The organism is Streptomyces sp. C1-1 (genome assembly GCF_050214755.1).
Classification (GTDB): domain Bacteria; phylum Actinomycetota; class Actinomycetes; order Streptomycetales; family Streptomycetaceae; genus Streptomyces.
Genome location: NZ_CP189826.1, coordinates 21,250 through 36,487, shown reverse-complemented (window position 1 = coordinate 36,487; position 15,238 = coordinate 21,250). Strand labels below are relative to the sequence as shown.

The 15,238-nt window shown below is 69.0% G+C and carries 15 protein-coding genes, 2 pseudogenes and 1 CRISPR repeat array; of the genes and pseudogenes, 9 read left to right on the top strand and 8 right to left on the bottom strand.

The annotated features are described in order from the left end of the window. The first annotated feature begins 9 nt into the window (after window positions 1–9). The 7 genes and pseudogenes from ACQF4J_RS00215 (at window position 10) to ACQF4J_RS00185 (ending at window position 7,170) form a co-directional block, all read left to right on the top strand. Window positions 10–1,059, top strand: a complete 1,050-nt coding sequence (locus ACQF4J_RS00215) for a LacI family DNA-binding transcriptional regulator (RefSeq protein ID WP_427164107.1) — start codon at window positions 10–12, stop codon at window positions 1,057–1,059. Window positions 1,060–1,334: 275 nt separating this feature from the next. Continuing rightward, a pseudogene (locus ACQF4J_RS00210) lies at window positions 1,335–2,267 on the top strand (glycoside hydrolase family 32 protein); the annotation flags it as partial. Next, the gene (locus ACQF4J_RS00205) at window positions 2,265–2,774 is read left to right on the top strand and encodes a GH32 C-terminal domain-containing protein (protein WP_427168541.1); all 510 of its coding nucleotides are present in this window, start codon (window positions 2,265–2,267) and stop codon (window positions 2,772–2,774) included. The pseudogene ACQF4J_RS00210 and the gene ACQF4J_RS00205, both read left to right, overlap by 3 nt. Before the next feature lie 75 nt (window positions 2,775–2,849). After that, entirely contained in the window at window positions 2,850–4,193 is a 1,344-nt protein-coding gene (locus tag ACQF4J_RS00200; RefSeq protein ID WP_427164106.1) for an ABC transporter substrate-binding protein, read from the top strand. 125 nt (window positions 4,194–4,318) lie between these two features. Then, complete coding sequence (locus ACQF4J_RS00195; RefSeq protein WP_427164104.1) at window positions 4,319–5,251, top strand: carbohydrate ABC transporter permease; 933 nt, start codon at window positions 4,319–4,321, stop codon at window positions 5,249–5,251. 2 nt (window positions 5,252–5,253) lie between these two features. Continuing rightward, the gene (locus tag ACQF4J_RS00190) at window positions 5,254–6,090 is read left to right on the top strand and encodes a carbohydrate ABC transporter permease (RefSeq protein ID WP_427164103.1); all 837 of its coding nucleotides are present in this window, start codon (window positions 5,254–5,256) and stop codon (window positions 6,088–6,090) included. A 60-nt stretch (window positions 6,091–6,150) separates the two neighbouring features. Further along, window positions 6,151–7,170 carry a carbohydrate kinase family protein gene (locus ACQF4J_RS00185; RefSeq protein WP_427164102.1) on the top strand — a complete coding sequence of 340 codons (1,020 nt, stop codon included), beginning with the start codon at window positions 6,151–6,153 and terminating at the stop codon, window positions 7,168–7,170. Here ACQF4J_RS00185 and ACQF4J_RS00180 read toward each other — a convergent pair. From ACQF4J_RS00180 to ACQF4J_RS00150, 7 genes and pseudogenes are all read right to left on the bottom strand, one after another. Beyond that, a complete protein-coding gene (locus ACQF4J_RS00180; protein ID WP_427164101.1) occupies window positions 7,148–7,717 on the bottom strand; it encodes an FG-GAP repeat domain-containing protein in 570 nt (189 codons plus the stop codon). The genes ACQF4J_RS00185 and ACQF4J_RS00180 overlap by 23 nt on opposite strands. Window positions 7,718–8,322: 605 nt before the next feature. Beyond that, window positions 8,323–8,717: direct repeats of the CRISPR family, unit length 29 nt; unit sequence CTGCTCCCCGCACCCGCGGGGATGGTCCC. Window positions 8,718–8,760: 43 nt separating this feature from the next. After that, window positions 8,761–9,069 (bottom strand): hypothetical protein, encoded by a 309-nt coding sequence (locus ACQF4J_RS00175; RefSeq protein ID WP_427164100.1) that lies wholly within the window; start codon window positions 9,067–9,069, stop codon window positions 8,761–8,763. A 48-nt stretch (window positions 9,070–9,117) separates the two neighbouring features. Continuing rightward, window positions 9,118–9,306 (bottom strand): annotated as a pseudogene (locus tag ACQF4J_RS00170) (IS110 family transposase); the annotation flags it as partial. Between the two features lie 188 nt (window positions 9,307–9,494). Beyond that, window positions 9,495–10,295: an aminoglycoside phosphotransferase gene (locus ACQF4J_RS00165; protein ID WP_427164099.1), complete on the bottom strand. Its 801-nt coding sequence runs from the start codon at window positions 10,293–10,295 to the stop codon at window positions 9,495–9,497. Window positions 10,296–10,361: 66 nt separating this feature from the next. Further along, complete coding sequence (locus ACQF4J_RS00160; protein ID WP_351581679.1) at window positions 10,362–10,505, bottom strand: hypothetical protein; 144 nt, start codon at window positions 10,503–10,505, stop codon at window positions 10,362–10,364. Window positions 10,506–10,509: 4 nt separating this feature from the next. Next, a complete protein-coding gene (locus ACQF4J_RS00155; RefSeq protein ID WP_427164098.1) occupies window positions 10,510–11,334 on the bottom strand; it encodes a radical SAM protein in 825 nt (274 codons plus the stop codon). Between the two features lie 331 nt (window positions 11,335–11,665). Then, window positions 11,666–12,094: a hypothetical protein gene (locus tag ACQF4J_RS00150; protein ID WP_427164097.1), complete on the bottom strand. Its 429-nt coding sequence runs from the start codon at window positions 12,092–12,094 to the stop codon at window positions 11,666–11,668. A gap of 39 nt (window positions 12,095–12,133) precedes the next feature. On the opposite strand from ACQF4J_RS00150, the gene ACQF4J_RS00145 reads away from it, so the two are divergent. Further along, a complete protein-coding gene (locus ACQF4J_RS00145; RefSeq protein ID WP_351581685.1) occupies window positions 12,134–12,259 on the top strand; it encodes a hypothetical protein in 126 nt (41 codons plus the stop codon). 300 nt (window positions 12,260–12,559) lie between these two features. Here the strand turns inward: ACQF4J_RS00145 and ACQF4J_RS00140 are convergent, their stop codons facing one another. Next, the gene (locus ACQF4J_RS00140; RefSeq protein ID WP_427164096.1) at window positions 12,560–13,843 is read right to left on the bottom strand and encodes a hypothetical protein; all 1,284 of its coding nucleotides are present in this window, start codon (window positions 13,841–13,843) and stop codon (window positions 12,560–12,562) included. A 642-nt stretch (window positions 13,844–14,485) separates the two neighbouring features. Between ACQF4J_RS00140 and ACQF4J_RS00135 the strand changes: the two genes are divergently transcribed. Then, window positions 14,486–15,076 carry a phosphohydrolase gene (locus tag ACQF4J_RS00135; RefSeq protein WP_351581754.1) on the top strand — a complete coding sequence of 197 codons (591 nt, stop codon included), beginning with the start codon at window positions 14,486–14,488 and terminating at the stop codon, window positions 15,074–15,076. Window positions 15,077–15,238: the final 162 nt, after the last annotated feature.

Genomic DNA, 15,238 nt, shown 5'->3' with positions numbered 1-15,238 from the left:
GAGATCGCCATGCCCCGCTCCCCTCGCAGCTCCTCGGCCAAGGGCCCGGTGACCATCGCCATGGTCGCCGCCCGGGCCGGCGTCTCCGCGCCGACCGTGTCCAACGCGATCAATGCGCCGGAGAAGCTGCGCCCCGAGACCCTTGAGCGGGTGCTGCGGGCGATCGAGGAAACGGGCTACCGGCCCAGCCGCGCCGCCCAGACCCTGCGCACCCGCTCCAGCAAGCTGATCGGCTACGGCGTCAGGCCCACCCCGCCCGGCACCACGGCCCCGGTCATGGACCGTTTCCTGCACGCCCTGTCGGAGGCCGCCGACGAGGCCGGGTACCGCATCCTGCTGTTCGCCTCACCGCCCGGTGGCGCAAGCCTCACTGGATATGAGGACCTCCTCGACCAGTACGATGTCGACGGTTTCGTGCTCAGCGACACCGACGAGCGGGGGGATCCGCGCCAGCCCTGGCTGGACAAGCAGGGGGTGCCGTTCGTGGCCTTCGGCCGGATGTGGTCGAAGCGGCAGATCGGCGACTGGGTGGATGTGGACGGCGCCGCCGGCACCGACGCGGCGGTGGAGCATCTGATTTCGCTCGGCCACCGCAAGATCGCCTTCCTGGGCTGGGAGCGCGGTTCGGGCGTCGGTGACGACCGTGCCGAGGGCTGGCAGCGGGCCATGCGACGGCACGACCTGCCGACGCGGGCCCGGCGGGCCCAGAGCGCCGACGACGTCGATGCCGCGCGCAGTGCCGTCAAACCCCTGCTGGACGCGGGTGCCACCGCGGTGATCGCGGCCAGCGACACCCTCGCGCTGGGCTGCTACTACGCGCTGCGCGAGCGCGGGGCCACCCCGGGCCGGGACGTGGCCGTGGTCGGTTTCGACGACTCACCGACCGCCGGCATCCTCTCGCCCGGCCTGACCTCCGTCGCCCAGCCGCTGGAAGCCGTCGGCCGGGAATGCGTCCGGCTGCTGCTGGCACGCATGGCCGACCCGGACGCCGAGCCCGAACGGGTCCTGCTGGAGCCGTCGTTGGTCGTCCGCGACAGCACCCCCGCACCGGACGCCTGAACCAAAGAGGCTGAGCCGCCATGTACCTGTGCACGACACAACGCCCCAACCGAGCCGACCAGCGCAGTGCGCCCCGGCCACGCACCCGTCCGGCACGGCAGGTGCGTCTTCGAACCACCGGTGTGGCCGGGCATCCCTGACCTGCCCAGCCCCACCGGTTTGACCGCGGCGCCCCGCGCCCTCCCCGCCCCGCGCGCGGGGCGCCGCCGAGCCGCCGATGGCCCGCACCCGCCGCTGATCGCGGTTCGCTCTCCGATCCACCGAAAGGCACGCGTGTGTCCACCGCACCCCTCGATCCGCACCGGCCCGTCGCACACCTGCGCCCGCCCCAAAACTGGATCAACGACCCCAACGGACTGGTCTTCCATGACGGCCACTATCACGTCTTCCACCAGTACAACCCGCACGGCGCGACGCACGCGAACATGCACTGGGGTCACTTCCGCAGCCCCGACCTGATCAGCTGGGAACCCCTCCCGATCGCCCTCGCCCCGACCCCGGGCGGCGTGGATGCCGACGGCTGCTTCTCCGGCAACGCCGTCTCCGACGGCGACCGGCTTCTTGCCTTCTACTCCGCCTACCGCCAGGAGAGCCCACACCACCAGCCGGTCACCACCGCCACCTCCCACGACGGCGGACCAACCTTCACCCCGCGCGGCCGGCTGCTCATCCCCGAGGTGCCCGAGGGCTGCACCATGTACCGCGACCCCTAGGTCTGGCAGCACGGCGACGGCTGGCGGATGCTCGTCGGCGCCGCCCTCGCCGACGGCCGCGGCGCCGCCCTGCTGTACGACTCGCCCGACCTGGAGACCTGGACCTACCGCGGCCCGTTCGCCGCCCGTCACAAGCAGGACGTCGGCAACATCGGCCTGCACACAGGGGAGGGCTGGGAGTGCCCCCAGTACCTCCCGGCCGCCGACGATGGGCCCGGTGCCCTGATCTTCAGCGCGTGGAACGACGACGACAGCCCCCGCTGCGTCGTAGCTCTGATCGGCGAGGAACACGGCGACGCCTTCGAGGGCGGACCGCCCGTCTTCGTCGAGCATGGCCCCGACGGCTACGCGCACGCGCTGCTGCGCGCACCCGGCGGCCGGTGGCTGCTGTGGGCCTGGTCCGGGGAAGCCCGCGACCAAGCCTGGAGCATCGCAGACGGATGGTCCGGGGTCCTCACGGTGCCCCGCGAGGTCTCAGTCGACGGAGGTTCGCTGCGACAGCAGCCCGCCGCCGAACTGCTCGCCCTGCGCGGCGAGCGCACCGTCCACGCCACCGGCATCGCGCACGGTCCGGGCCCGGTCCAGCTCGGCACCGTGGGCCGGGCCTTCGACCTCACGGCCCGCCTGGAGCCGACCGCATCGGCCGGCCTGCGGCTGCTGACCAGCCCGGACGACTCCGAGTACCTCGACATCCGCCTCGATCCGGTCATCGGCGAACTGGTCGTCGACCGTGACCACGCCTCCCTGGATGCCCGGGCCCACGGCGGCAGCTACCGGATGCCCTGCCCCACCGACGTACCCGTCGACCTGCGCGTGATCGTCGACCACTCCATCGCCGAAGTCTTCCTCACCACCACCGGCCAGGTCCTCACCCTGCGCTTCTACCCCACAGGACAGGGCCCGTGGCGGCTCGAGGCTCACAGCGCACCCGGCGCACGCCTCGGCTACACCGTCGACGTCTGGCAACTGCACCCGCTGGTGATCAAAGAGCCCGGCCCCTGAGACCCCACGCCCCCACACGAGCACACCACCGGCACCACTCACCCTCACCCCGCACGACATACGGAGGCACCACCCATGATCGTCGGAAACAGCAGACCACGCCGGACAGCCTGTACGGCGCTGGCACTCGCTCTGCCGCTGGCGGCGCTGGCCGCCTGCGGCGGCAGTGGCGGCAGCGGCGCCAAGTCCTCCTCGGGCAGCGGCACGGGCACCATCACCGTCTGGGCCCACCAGGGCCAGGCCAGTGAGGACGCCGCGGTGCAGAACGCGGTGAAGTCCTTCAACTCCTCCCAGGACAAGATCAAGGTCAAGCTGACGCTGATCCCCGGTGACGACTACACCAAGACCGTCACCACCACCGACGTCTCCAAGCTGCCGGACGTCATGGAGATGGACGGCCCCACGGTCGCCAACTTCGTCTGGAACAAGAAGCTCTCGCCGATCTCGTCCTACGTCTCGACCAAGACGGTCTCCAACGCCACCGACGCGATCAAGGCCGAGGGCACCGTCGGCGGCAAGCTGTACGCGCTGGGCATGTACGACTCCGGGCTCGGCATGTACGGCAACAAGAAGCTCCTCGATGCTGCCAGCGTGAAGTACCCCACCAGCCTCTCCGACGCCTGGACGGTGGACGAGTTCAACGCGGCGCTGAAGAAGCTGGCCGCCAAGGACTCCGACGGCAAGCCCCTGGACCTGTCGGAGAGCGGCGGCTACGCCAACGAGGGAGGCACCTACCTCTTCTCACCCATCGTCTTCTCGGCCGGCGGCGCGCTGATCAAGAACGGCAAGTCCGAGGGCGTGCTCGACACCCCGGCCGTGGCGGCGGCCATGAAGACCTTCCAGTCCTGGAAGAAGTACACCGACGCCAACACCGACCAGAGCGCCTTCGTCAAGGGCCGCGTCGCCCTCAGCTGGAGCGGCCACTGGGCCTACCCCGCCGACAGCAAGGCCCTCGGCAAGGACCTCGTGGCCCTGCCGCTGCCCGACTTCGGCAACGGCCCCAAGACCGGCCAGGGCTCCTGGACCTGGGGCATCGGCGGAGCCACCAAGAACGGCAAGGCCGCCGGCGCGTTCCTCGACTACCTCCTCAACGACACGAACGTGACCGCGATGACCACGGCCAACGGCGCCCCTCCCGGCACCAAGTCCGCGCTCGCCAAGAACACCCTCTACACGCAGGGCGGCCCGCTGCAGCTCTTCGCCGACCAGCTCGCCAAGCCGTGCGGCGACAGTGACATCACCAAGGCGTGCGTCGCCGTGACCCGCCCGGTCACCGCCGGATATCCCACGGTCACCGCCAAGTTCAGCACGGCCGTGAACGACATCTACGGCGGCGCCGACCCGAAGACCGCCCTGGCCAAGGCCGCCCGCGCCATCGACCAGGACTTCTCCGACAACAACGGCTACAAGACCCCGTAGAACCCCCGGTGGCCGGGGCGGGCGCGCGGACGACCGTGCCCGCCCCGGCCGGGAAGTAGGACCGACCCGTGAAAACCGTGGAACCCCCGCACGCCACGCCCGCAGGCCGAGACACGGCCCCACCGGTGACCACCGCGAAGCCGCCCCGCAAGGCGTACAAGAGCCGCGAATGGGTGCCCGGACTGCTCATGTCCGCGCCCGCGCTCGGCGGGCTGATCGCCTTTGTCGGCGTGCCGTTCGTCTACGCGATCGTGCTCTCCTTCTACAACGTGCGCCTCGGCTCCCCGATCCCGCCGACCTTTTTCGGACTGGAGCAGTACCGGCGCATTTTCACCGACCCCGACATGTCCGGCCCGTTCCTGCGGGCGGTGCTGAACAACCTCACCTTCGCCGTGGTCGTCGTCCCCGTGCAGACCGGCCTCGCGCTCGGGCTGGCGATCCTGCTCAACCGCAAGCTCAAGGCCATCGGCCTGTTCCGGTCGCTGTTCTTCATGCCGGTCGTCTTCCCCATGGCCTTGGTCGCCGTGATCTGGCGGCTCATCCTCGCCCGCAGCGACCAGGGCCTGCTCAACTCCGTGCTGCATGCGGTGAGTTTCGGCAACTGGGGCGCCTTCGACTGGCTCGGCGACGGCCTCACCGCCATGGCCTCGGTCATCGTCCTGTCCATCTGGCAGGGCGTCGGCTTCCAGATGGTCATCCTGCTCGCCGGCCTCCAGCAGATCCCGAGCGAGCTCTACGAGGCCGCCGAACTGGACCGCGCGAGCCGCTGGCAGCAGTTCCGGCACGTCACCCTGCCCGGCATCCGCGGCACCCTGGTCTTCGTCGCCATGCTCACGTCGGTGCTGGCCTTCCGCGTCTTCGACCAGATCTACGTCCTCGTCAACGGCGGCGGCCTCGACGAGGACGCCACCCGCACCGTGATGTACCAGGCCGTCACCGCCGCCTTCAACCAGAACAACATCGGCATGGGTTCCGCGATCACCGTCGTCTTCTTCCTGATCGTTGTCGTCCTGACACTCATCCAGCGCCGCGTCGTCCGCCCCGGCTACGAGGACTGATCATGACCCGCACACCCCTGCGCCGCTTCGCCGACTACGCCGTCCTCAGCGTCCTGGCGTTCATCTTCGTGCTGCCCGTCCTGTACCTGATCCTGGGCAGCTTCAAGCCCTCCGACCAGGTCCTCAGCGGCCTGACCGGCTTCCTGCCCACCCACCTGTCCTTCGACAACTACGCGGCTGTCCTGGACAGTTTCGACTCCGACGCCACCGGCTACTTCTGGCGCTTCATGGGTATCTCGGTGCTCCTGTCCACGGTCGTGGTCCTGGGCGGCCTGATCGTCAACTCCATGGCCGCCTACGGCCTGTCCCGGCTGAAGTGGCGCGGCCAGAACGCCGTGTTCACCGTGGTCCTGATGCTGATGCTGGTGCCGTTCGAAGCGGTCGCCGTGCCGCTGTTCTACATGTTCAACAACGAGCGCAACACCATCTACATCCAGGCCATCCCTTTCATCGCCAACGCCTTCTCCCTCTACCAGTTCGCCACCTTCTTCCGCGCGATCCCGCCCAGCATCGAAGAAGCCGCCCGCATCGACGGCGCCGGCCCCTGGCGCACCTTCTTCGCGATCATCGTCCCCATGAGCAAGCCGGCGTTCGCCTCGGTGGCGATCCTGACCTTCCTCACCCAGTGGGGCTCCTACCTCTGGCCTGTCCTGATGGTCTCCGACCCCTCGGTACGCCCGCTGCCCCTGGAGATGGGTGTCTTCTCCGTGCAGCAGCCCGTCGACTGGGGCCAGATCCTCGCCTTCGGCGTGCTCCTCGTCCTGCCCGTCCTGATCGTCTTCGCGTTCTTCCAACGCTGGTTCATCCAGGGCGTCGCCAGCTCCGCGGTCAAGGGCTGACTCAGGCGAATGCTCCGACCAGCCCTTGCAGGGCTGCCCATTTCGACAGAGAGACAGCCCATGAGCATGACGCATACGGCCACCGGCAGCGTCACCGTCATCGGAGAGTGCGTCGCCGACGCCTTCACCGACCCCGCGCACTCCACTCCCGCCCGGCTCGCCCTGAGCGTCCTGCCCGGCGGCGGCCCCGCCAACACCGCCGTCGCCCTCGCCCGGCTCGGCACCCCCACCCGTTTCCTCGGGCGCTTGTCCACCGACGTCTTCGGCGCCCTCTTTCGCAACCACCTCAGCGCCTCCGGGGTCGACCTGACCGACACCGTGACCGCGCCTGAGCCCAGCACCCTTGCCATCGCCGACCTCGACGACAGGGGCCAGGCCACCTACTCCTTCTTCGCCGACGGCGCCGCCGACTGGCAATGGACCGCCGACGAACTGTCCAGCACCGCGCCCGTCGACACCGTCGCCGTGCACACCGGCTCCCTCGCGCTGATCCGCCGGCCCGGCGGCAGCCACATCGAGGACCACCTCGCCAAGGTGCGCGAGCACACCACCGTGTCCATCGACCCCAACGTCCGCCCCCTGCTCGTACCGCCCGCCGCCTACCACCAACGGCTCCCGCACTGGTGCGCTCTGGCCGACATCCTCCGCCTCAGCGAAGACGACCTCGGCCTGCTCCTGCCGGGCGCCACCCCCGAGAAAGCCTGCGACACCTGGCACGCGGCCGGCGCCCGTCTCGTCATCATCACCCTCGGCGAGCGCGGCGCCCTCGCCTCCCTCGACGGCACCCGCATCACCGTCCCGGCCCCCACCGTCGACGTCGTCGACACCGTAGGGGCCGGCGACGCCTTCACCGCCGGCCCGCTGCACCGCCTCGCCGCACTCGGCCACCTCGGCGGCCGGCTCGACACCCTCACCCTCGAGGACACCGCCGACGCCTGCTCCTTCGCTGCCCGCGTCGCCGCCCTCACCTGCTCCGTCCCCGGCGCGGCCCCCCATGGGCAGACCGCCTGCAGCGCCGGCCCGACCAGTCCAGGACAGGCGCCCGGAACGGGTGAGGTCACTCGGTCATGTCGCTCGTAGAGCATGGCCGATAAAATCGGCCGAGACCGGAGTTGGGCAGCCGGGCCGGGCTCTCGAACTCCGTCCCGTGTTCGTAACCCCCGGTCGCGGCCAGTGCGCTGGCCTCGGCGCCGAGGCGAGCACGTGCCATCCGTTCACCGTCGCCGACGTGGCCGTAGACCGCCAGGTCGGGGTACCGGTCGTGGTTGTAGTCAACGACGGACATCTCCGAGGTGGCCCCCAGACCGAGAGGCAATATCTTCTGTCCGCGGCCCGTGTTAGAGAAGGGGCCCAGCCGCAACTCGGCGGTCCGGGGGTAGATCGGGGTATCGCCGGCTTGCTCGTCTCCCGCAACGATGACCAGGTCGGTCCATCCGTCACGGTTGAAGTCCGCGGCGGCGCCGATCACGTACTCCTGTCGGCCGCCGGTGTAGTCGGCCAAGGCGCGTGCCCCGACAGTCGCTTCATCGGCCGTGCCGACACCGAAGGTGATGCTGAAGCGAGTACCACTGCGGGAGGGATCGGAGACGCGGTCCGGGTGTCCGTCGTGGTTCACATCGGCGATCAATTCCCCTGATGCCGTCACACACGTGGCTCTGGCAGACAGCGCGCTGGGTGGCGGGGGCGGCTTGCCTCGGTCGTCCTCGCATCCGGCGAAGATCATCAACCCGGCTATGGCGAAGACGGCGTGAGTCCGCCACCTCGTGTGTCCGCTCCGAAGTAACACGTCGTCCATCACGCCCCGCCCTCTCCGACACCGCCTCGATCGACGCCGCACTGTGCCGCACAGCCCCTTGCGGCAGGGACCCCGATGCCCCGCCGAGCACGGCAGGCGCAAAGGCGGATACCAAGGCACCGCGTATCGTCACCCGCATACACCGATCTTCCCCTTCCTGCCGTCAGAAACAGCCCGGGGCCCTGCGCTCTGGTCAAGGTCCGGCGTCGAAGTACGGCCGGCGAGGTTGGCGAAGGAGGGCATCCCCAGGTCGACCGTCTGCCGTGCGCGGGCCTGCTCGGCATCGAGCAAGGCGAGCTTGTCTTGGGTGCCGGCAAGGCTGACCTCGAGTCCTTCGATCTCGCCCAGCCATCCTTCCTGTTCTGCCTCAGCAATGCGGTCGATGAGGTTGTCGCGGATGGTCCCGGCTCCTCCGTCCCGCTGATCGAACTGCCCGCCTGCTCCCCGCCCCCGCGGGGATGGTCCCGCGAGGGGCTCGGGCGGCATCGGGACCAGGACCTGCTCCCCGCACCCGCGGGGATGGTCCCACCGCGAGGGATCTTCCATGGCCGAACTGTGGCTGCTCCCCGCACCCGCGGGGATGGTCCCGGCAAGGTCCTCGTGCACGGCGACCGGGCCGACTGCTCCCCGCACCCGCGGGGATGGTCCCACCGCGGCCTGGGCGCCGTAGGCGGGCCTCATCTGCTCCCCGCACTCGCGGGGATGGTCCCGCCTCACGGGAGCGGCAGACGGCACGGTTGGTCTGCTCCCCGCACTCGTGGGAATGGTCCCAGCACAAGGACCCTGAAATGCGGTACGCCTGGCTGCTCCCCGCACCTGCGGGGATGGTCTCTCTGCCGCTGCCCAGGGCGCAGACACCTCATGTTGCTATGCCGTCAAGTTCGCGGGATAAGCCCTCCGTTCACGGCCCGGTCGTAGAGCCGCTTGTGCCACTCGTTGGCGTCGGGCCCTGGGTCGGTGGTCAGGACGGGGTTCGGGCCGGTCTCGATAAGGTGCAGCAGGGTTCCGGCGACGCCGTAGCAGTCGTCCGGGCCGAAGCAAGAGACAAGCGCTCGGGCCTCTTCTCCCGTGACCGGCTTCGGAATCGCTTCGAGCTGCTCGGCGCGCCTGTCGACCTCTTCTGCGCTCGCGTCCCAGTCGGGGAGCGGGCCGTCGGCGACGAACGCCTGAACTTCGGGTCTCATGGGCGAATGATCGGCTCCCTTCGGCACCGCGGGCAACGTCTTGGCTGCTCAGGCTGCCGCCCCGTCTGCCAGCGAGGGCGAAGGGAAGGCGGACTGCTCGTCGAAGAGTTCACGCTTCTGAAGGCAGAAGTAGAGCTGGTCGATCATGCGGTTGAAGAGGTTACGCTGGACGGCTGCGTGCCAGTCTCCTTGTTAGGGTCGGCGCCGGTAGTGGGCGCCAGCCCCCGGCGAGGACCTCTGCCCGCCCTGCCTCGGCTGGCCGCTGTGGGACCATCCCCGCGGGCGCGGGGAGCACGTACCCCTCTGCGTCAACGGCTGTCCTAGGGATGCAGTGGCCGCGGCAGGCGTTGCAGGTCGGACCATAGGAGGGCGAGGAAGCGATGAGCCCCCCGCGGTGGCGGGGGGCGGGACTGTTTGGTGTCGGGTCAGCGCGTGCGGTACGCCTCCCACGTTGCGGCTGCCGCTTGCATCGGCTTCGCCCAGTCATCGGGGCTCTGGTCCGCGATGGAGTCCCACAGTCGATGCTGAGTGCGGGCGAGGGCATCGAGACCTCGGGCTGGGGCGAGGTCCCATGCCGGGTGGTCGGAGGCCGCGTTCTCCGCCTGTTCGCAGGTGTGGCCGTGCGCGATGAGCCACAGCAGCCACAGCGCCGGGTCGATCCACGCGGCGCCAATGGAGGCCCACCCCCAGTCCACGAACCGGGCGTGGTCTGCGGTCATGAGGACGTTGTGCGGGTTCCATTCCGTGTGCAGGAGATGGTTGCCGGCGAACCAGGACAGGTCTGCGGGGTCGTCGACATACGTCCTCAGTCGGTGCGGCATGGTTTTCAGCTCGAGTGCCGGCGCCGGGATTTCGGAGAGCTGGATCATGCTGGCCATGACCTGGGGCAGGTCGGGCGACTTGGGCGTGTAGTCGGCGTGAGCGCCGGCGATGTACTCGAAGGCGAGCAGGCTCCAGCCATCGGCCTCGGCATGCCACAGCAGACGCGGGGCGATCCCCAGTACGTAGGGGCTGACCTGGGCTTCCCGCGTCTGGGTCCATACGCGGGGGTGGTTAAGGGGTAGGCCCTTGATGAACAGCGTGCGGCTGTCGAGGGTCACGCGGGCGGCGATGGCGCTGTTCAGGCCTGCGTTGATGGTGCCGACGTCGACAACTCGGCTGCCGCTGGCCTTTTCGATCAGGTGCCGGACGTTGTCGGGCAGGTCGGTGAGCCGCTGCGTGGGCATCGAGGGGGGCCTCCGGTGCGGTGGTGGGGGTCGGGGCCGCGGTCGGTTGCGGCCCCGGCCGGGGTCCTAGTTGTACGGGTTGTCGTCGCCGCAGCCGGGCAGGGCGTCGGCGAGGAGTGCGTCCACGTCCGCTACGAGGATGACCTCCTGGGGGTCCTGCGGGGTGGCGGTCTGCGGGGCGCGGGTCAGTTCGACCATCACAGCAGTCATCGGGCTACCTTTCGGTGTGCTGGCAGTAGTGTGCGAGTGGTGCCTTCGCCTCCTGGAAGATTTTCGCCATCGGCCTGCAGACCCGGCATGTGCCGGACAGCGTGCAGCCGCTGCATCCTCCGGTGCGAAGCATGAGGGACTCGGCGATGGAGCCGAGCCGAGTCAGACCGTCCACGCCTTCAGTGATCAGGTCGACGTTCGGGTCGCGGCCGACCTTGCAGATCGAAGCCCGCCCGAACGGGTCGGCGTGGAAGAAGGTCACGCCGGCCGGGCAGCCGGTGAACGGCTGCCGGTTGGTGAGGTGCTGCGGAGACTGGGAGGGCAGCGGCTTCGCGGTTCCGTGGATGGTGGGCGAGATGTTCGCGTACTCACGGAACCGCAAGCCCAGGCTGCGCGCCCAGCTCCGCATGTCGCCGATCTCGTGTTCGTTGGCGCGCACGACGATCGGGGAGAGCTCGATGTTCAGCCCTGCGTCGATGGCCATGCGCAGGCCGCGGGAGAAGCGTTGGAAGGCCCCGCGGTTGCGGGTCACCGCGTCGTAGGTCTCGGCGGTGGCGCCGTACATGCTCAACGTCAGCTTCGTTGGCGGGTAGGTGCGCAGTAGGTTGAGGATGTGGTCCTTGTGCAGGCGGGAGCCGTTGGAGAGGATTTCGACCTGCATGCCCAGCTTGTAGGCGAGCTGGTACGCGTCGGGAAAGTCGGGGTCGATCAGTGGTTCTCCGCCGGTCATCTGCAGCCAGATCACGCCCGCATTGCGCATCACCGTCAGGAGCCGGTGCTTGCCTGCCCGGTCAAGGCCCTCGAACCGCTTCTCACCGAGGTAGCACATCACGCAGTCGTAGTCACAGCCGAGGTACGACTGAACTGGTACGGGCCCGGCTCACGCCACAGCATCACGTCGTCCACGCGCCGGTCCGTCAGGTTGAGACTCCATTGAGCCCGGGCGGCCTTGGCGAGCCACGGAGGCACGGCGGCATCAGGTAACGAGCGCAGTTCCTCGAACCGGGCCCTCGGTAGGTGCAGGGCCTTGTTGCTGCCTGGCCGTAGGACAAGACGCCGCTCACCGAGCTGCGCCGCTACTAGTTCGTGCACGTCGTTTCCCTTCTGGGATAGGGCCCTGCCGCCGAGGAGGGGAGTGGACACCCGGCGGCAGGGGGGGCTCAGTGGCCTGCCGAGACGGCGGGTAGGTAGGCCAGGAACACGCCCTGGTGGTACAGGTACTCAAGGACGTGCGTGTACGCCTCGTCGTCCGTGGTGAGAGCGGGGCGGGCGATGGCGCCGATGCCGTGCGCGTAGCCCTGCGTGGTGTACCGGCAGGCCGCACCGAAACCGGGTCGCTGTGTGAGGGGCGGCGGCTGCCCCATGTCGGCGAACGTAGTGGAGGCGACCTTCCACGCCAGCGTCACCGCGTGCGCGCGGATCAGGTCGAGATCTGCCCGGCGCTCCTCCCCGCTGTCCGCCAGGACGTACGAGGTGATGCGTACGGAGCGGTTGGCGCGGGCGGCCCTGGCGATGATGTCGTTCACGTACTCGCGGCGTAGGACTTCTAGGCGCGCCGCCCGGGCCTCGGGTTGCAGAACAGTGATCATCTGGCAGGCACTCCTGAGTACGGATCCGAGGAGTGTTTCGTGGGGCACCGGAGCGGGCTGGAACAGGTCGAGTTGCTCGCGCAGAGCGGCGGGCGGGACGAGTCGGTCGCCTTGCCCTTCGGCAGCCACAGCGTCCGCGATCCCGGGCGAGGCTTCCGCCGGTAGGCACAGCGCCTCCACACCGGGCGCCATGAGGCCGCCGAGCCGCGCCTTGAGCGCGGAACCCGGTGCACCTCCAGATGGAACGGGTCAGTGACCTCCTGCGGGGGCAGGCCGGGCTCCATTCGCTCCAGTACCGCCCGGCTCTGCGCTGCCTCCACTGCAGCACTTGTACTGTGCGCTCGGCGCCGGGCCTCCGCCTCAAAGACGTGCCGCCACCGTTGCTCATCCAGCATGCCGGACGCTACCGGGTCGTCGGCCAGCCCGGCCCGGGCGCATACGCGCCCGGGCCGGGCTGGCCGTGCTTCAGTCGCCGATCACGCCGATCCGCAGACCCAGCCACGGATAGGTGTGGTTGTAGAACACGTTGTCCTGCGGCTGCAGGCCAACAGCTGACGGCCACATCTGGTAGGCGGGCGCGTTGGAGATTCCGCCGTGCAGCCGCCGCCAGACCCGCAGGGAACTCTGCCCGGAAGGGGGCGCTGTGATCGTGTCGGTCCACTCGACCGCGTTGCCGCCCTGGTCAAGCGTGCCCCACGGCGATGTGGTCCTCGCCTCGCCGACGGCGCTGAGGCTTCCCTGGTAGGCCTTGGCGTAGATGACCGGGTCGAACCCGAGCGGGTTGCCGGTGGAACACGCTTCGGGGCTCAGCTGTTGCGGGCACCAGCTCGGCGCTGCTTTGCCGTCCGCGTGGTACGAAGCCAAGGGCTGGGTCGCAGCGTTGGTGACCTCGCCGGTGCCGGGGGCGAGGACAGTGGGGCTGGGGGCGGTTGCCGCTCCGTCACCGAAGACGCCCGGGTTGGTGGGGTACTTCCAGTAGGAGTAGGTGCCACCGCCGCGCGGGTCGTAGTAAGCCGCTTTGATCCACTCGTCCTGGCTCGGCAGGACGAACCCCGTGCGATGCACGCGGGTGGTCTTCGGCTTAGCCAGTTCGTACATTCCGCGCTCGGTCTGCGGAGACAACGCCACCTGGTACGTGACGTAGTTGAAGGTGCCCTTGCTGCTGGTCCGCTTCGAGACCAGTCGGCCGTTGTAGAGGGAGTTGACGAAGCGTGCCGCCCTCAGGAAGTTCGCGAAGCCATAGGGTTTGTCCGCCCACTGAGGGAAGGCCACCGAGTAGTGGCGGCCCGTGCCGGCACTTGGAGAGAGGTTGATCTGGCCGTACCTCGGCCACGCGGTCGAACTCTCGGTCTCGTCGTAGAGACGAAGGCGGTTGCGTCCGTCGGGATCGACCGTGTTCAGGAACGCCACCCACTGTTCGACGGTGACTTCAAGCTGGCCGATCTCGTAGCGATATGGCACGCCGCCAACTCGAAGGCATTCCTTCAGGGAGGGCGCATCGGCGCACGAGCGATACAGAGCGTCCTTGAACGGGAGAATACCCACCGACGGGTTGCCAGGCGCGCCGACCTTCACGGTGGTGAGGGTGATGACCGGGCCATTGAGGGAGGGGTTTCTCGCCCCACCGGGACGCGGCTCGTCGGCAGAGGCGCCCGACCCGGTCGTCACGGAGGCGGCGAGCAGTGCCGACAGGCCGCAAGCGGTCACGACCGTCCTCTTGAGGCCATTTCGGCGAAAAGCGAGGCGCATAAGCGAACTCATTTCGGCATGGCAGCCCGCTCGGTGGCCAAGGCCAGCGTGGATAGGGCCGACGATCACTTGAGGTCGACGCCACGCTAGCCCCGTCCATCACTCCCCGCCGTCTTTGCCATACGAAAACCGCCCAGTCGGACGCACATATCAGGCAGACCCTCCAGTCAACTCATGGTCCGTCAGGCAGGGCGCGGGCGCACACGCGACTACTGCGCAACCTCTGTGCCTCGACGAGCAGTCAAGGAGCAGCGACCGGGAGGGTGGGCAGGTCTGCGCACCGGAGAAGGGTGACGGACTTCTGCCGGTACGCAAGGGGCGGCTGATTGCGCAGGTTCCGGCCAGACCGTCTGCGCAACTCTGTGGCCTGCCGTGGTCGGGCTCATGGTCGGGGCTGGGGCCGTCATGGTCGGAGCGGTGGGAGCCGTGGCCGGGGGGATTGGCGCTGGATCGCCTGTAACCGTACTGCAGAGCACAGGGGGAATCATGTGACCGACTATTCGCAGGCGCAGACGCGCTCACCCTCAATGAGACGCCGTCAGCGCAGGTCGATCATTCCGGCCAAGCAAGATCGCGACTGTTCGGTGAGGGTTCCTCTTACGGACGCATGAGGGGGCCGCCGTCGGTACCCTGACGGCGGTGATGACCAACAACTTGTCGACAGCCATGAGCGGTACCGTCAGCCCGCCCCTGCTGCCTCTGCCGGATCGTGTCGCAGAGCTCTTGTCGGAGCTGGGAAGTCCGCCGCGGCTGGCGGCCCACCTGCGCGCCGTTCATGACGTCGCGCACCAGCTGGTCGACTGGGTGGAACAGCGCTACCCCGCCGTGGTCTTCGACCGCGAGGCGGTGCTCTTCGGGGCGGCCACCCACGACGTAGGGAAAATGATGCACCTCGCCGAGCTCTCAGGACCCGGATCGGCGCACGAGGAGGCCGGGCAGGCCCTTCTGCTCGGCCACGGCATCAGCCCGGAACTGGCGCGCTTCGCCGCGACTCACGCGTCATGGGCGGACGCGCGGGTCGGCCTGGAGGACCTGCTGGTCAGCCTCGCCGACAAGATCTGGAAGAACAAGCGTGTTCCCGAGCTGGAAGATCTCGTCGTGGTTCGGCTGGCCGAAGCGACTGGCCGGGCGGCATGGGAGGAGTTCATCGCGCTCGACGGGATTCTCGCCGGCATCGGCGACGCGGCCGACGAGCGCCTGTCGTTCCAGGCGTCCTTCCCGATCTACGACTGAGGTCCCAGGGCTGCTGGGTTGTTTCTTGGGGGCGGATCCGCAACCGTTGAAAGGCTCAGCCTACGGGCCGGGTTGTGGGCCGCACGTTGAAGGTGGCGGCCACTCGTAGGCGATATCGGAGGGTGGAGCCTCGTTCTCGAAGGACCGGAGAACCCGGGTCAG

Bases quoted from the DNA above. Each gene is read 5' to 3' on its own strand.
- ACQF4J_RS00215 (WP_427164107.1), top strand. From the start codon at position 10: ATGCCCCGCTCCCCTCGCAGCTCCTCGGCCAAGGGCCCGGTGACCATC.
- ACQF4J_RS00200 (WP_427164106.1), top strand. From the start codon at position 2,850: ATGATCGTCGGAAACAGCAGACCACGCCGGACAGCCTGTACGGCGCTG.
- ACQF4J_RS00190 (WP_427164103.1), top strand. From the start codon at position 5,254: ATGACCCGCACACCCCTGCGCCGCTTCGCCGACTACGCCGTCCTCAGC.
- ACQF4J_RS00185 (WP_427164102.1), top strand. From the start codon at position 6,151: ATGAGCATGACGCATACGGCCACCGGCAGCGTCACCGTCATCGGAGAG.
- ACQF4J_RS00175 (WP_427164100.1), bottom strand. From the start codon at position 9,069: ATGAGACCCGAAGTTCAGGCGTTCGTCGCCGACGGCCCGCTCCCCGAC.
- ACQF4J_RS00165 (WP_427164099.1), bottom strand. From the start codon at position 10,295: ATGCCCACGCAGCGGCTCACCGACCTGCCCGACAACGTCCGGCACCTG.
- ACQF4J_RS00160 (WP_351581679.1), bottom strand. From the start codon at position 10,505: ATGACTGCTGTGATGGTCGAACTGACCCGCGCCCCGCAGACCGCCACC.
- ACQF4J_RS00155 (WP_427164098.1), bottom strand. From the start codon at position 11,334: ATGTGCTACCTCGGTGAGAAGCGGTTCGAGGGCCTTGACCGGGCAGGC.
- ACQF4J_RS00150 (WP_427164097.1), bottom strand. From the start codon at position 12,094: ATGATCACTGTTCTGCAACCCGAGGCCCGGGCGGCGCGCCTAGAAGTC.
- ACQF4J_RS00140 (WP_427164096.1), bottom strand. From the start codon at position 13,843: ATGCGCCTCGCTTTTCGCCGAAATGGCCTCAAGAGGACGGTCGTGACC.
- ACQF4J_RS00135 (WP_351581754.1), top strand. From the start codon at position 14,486: ATGACCAACAACTTGTCGACAGCCATGAGCGGTACCGTCAGCCCGCCC.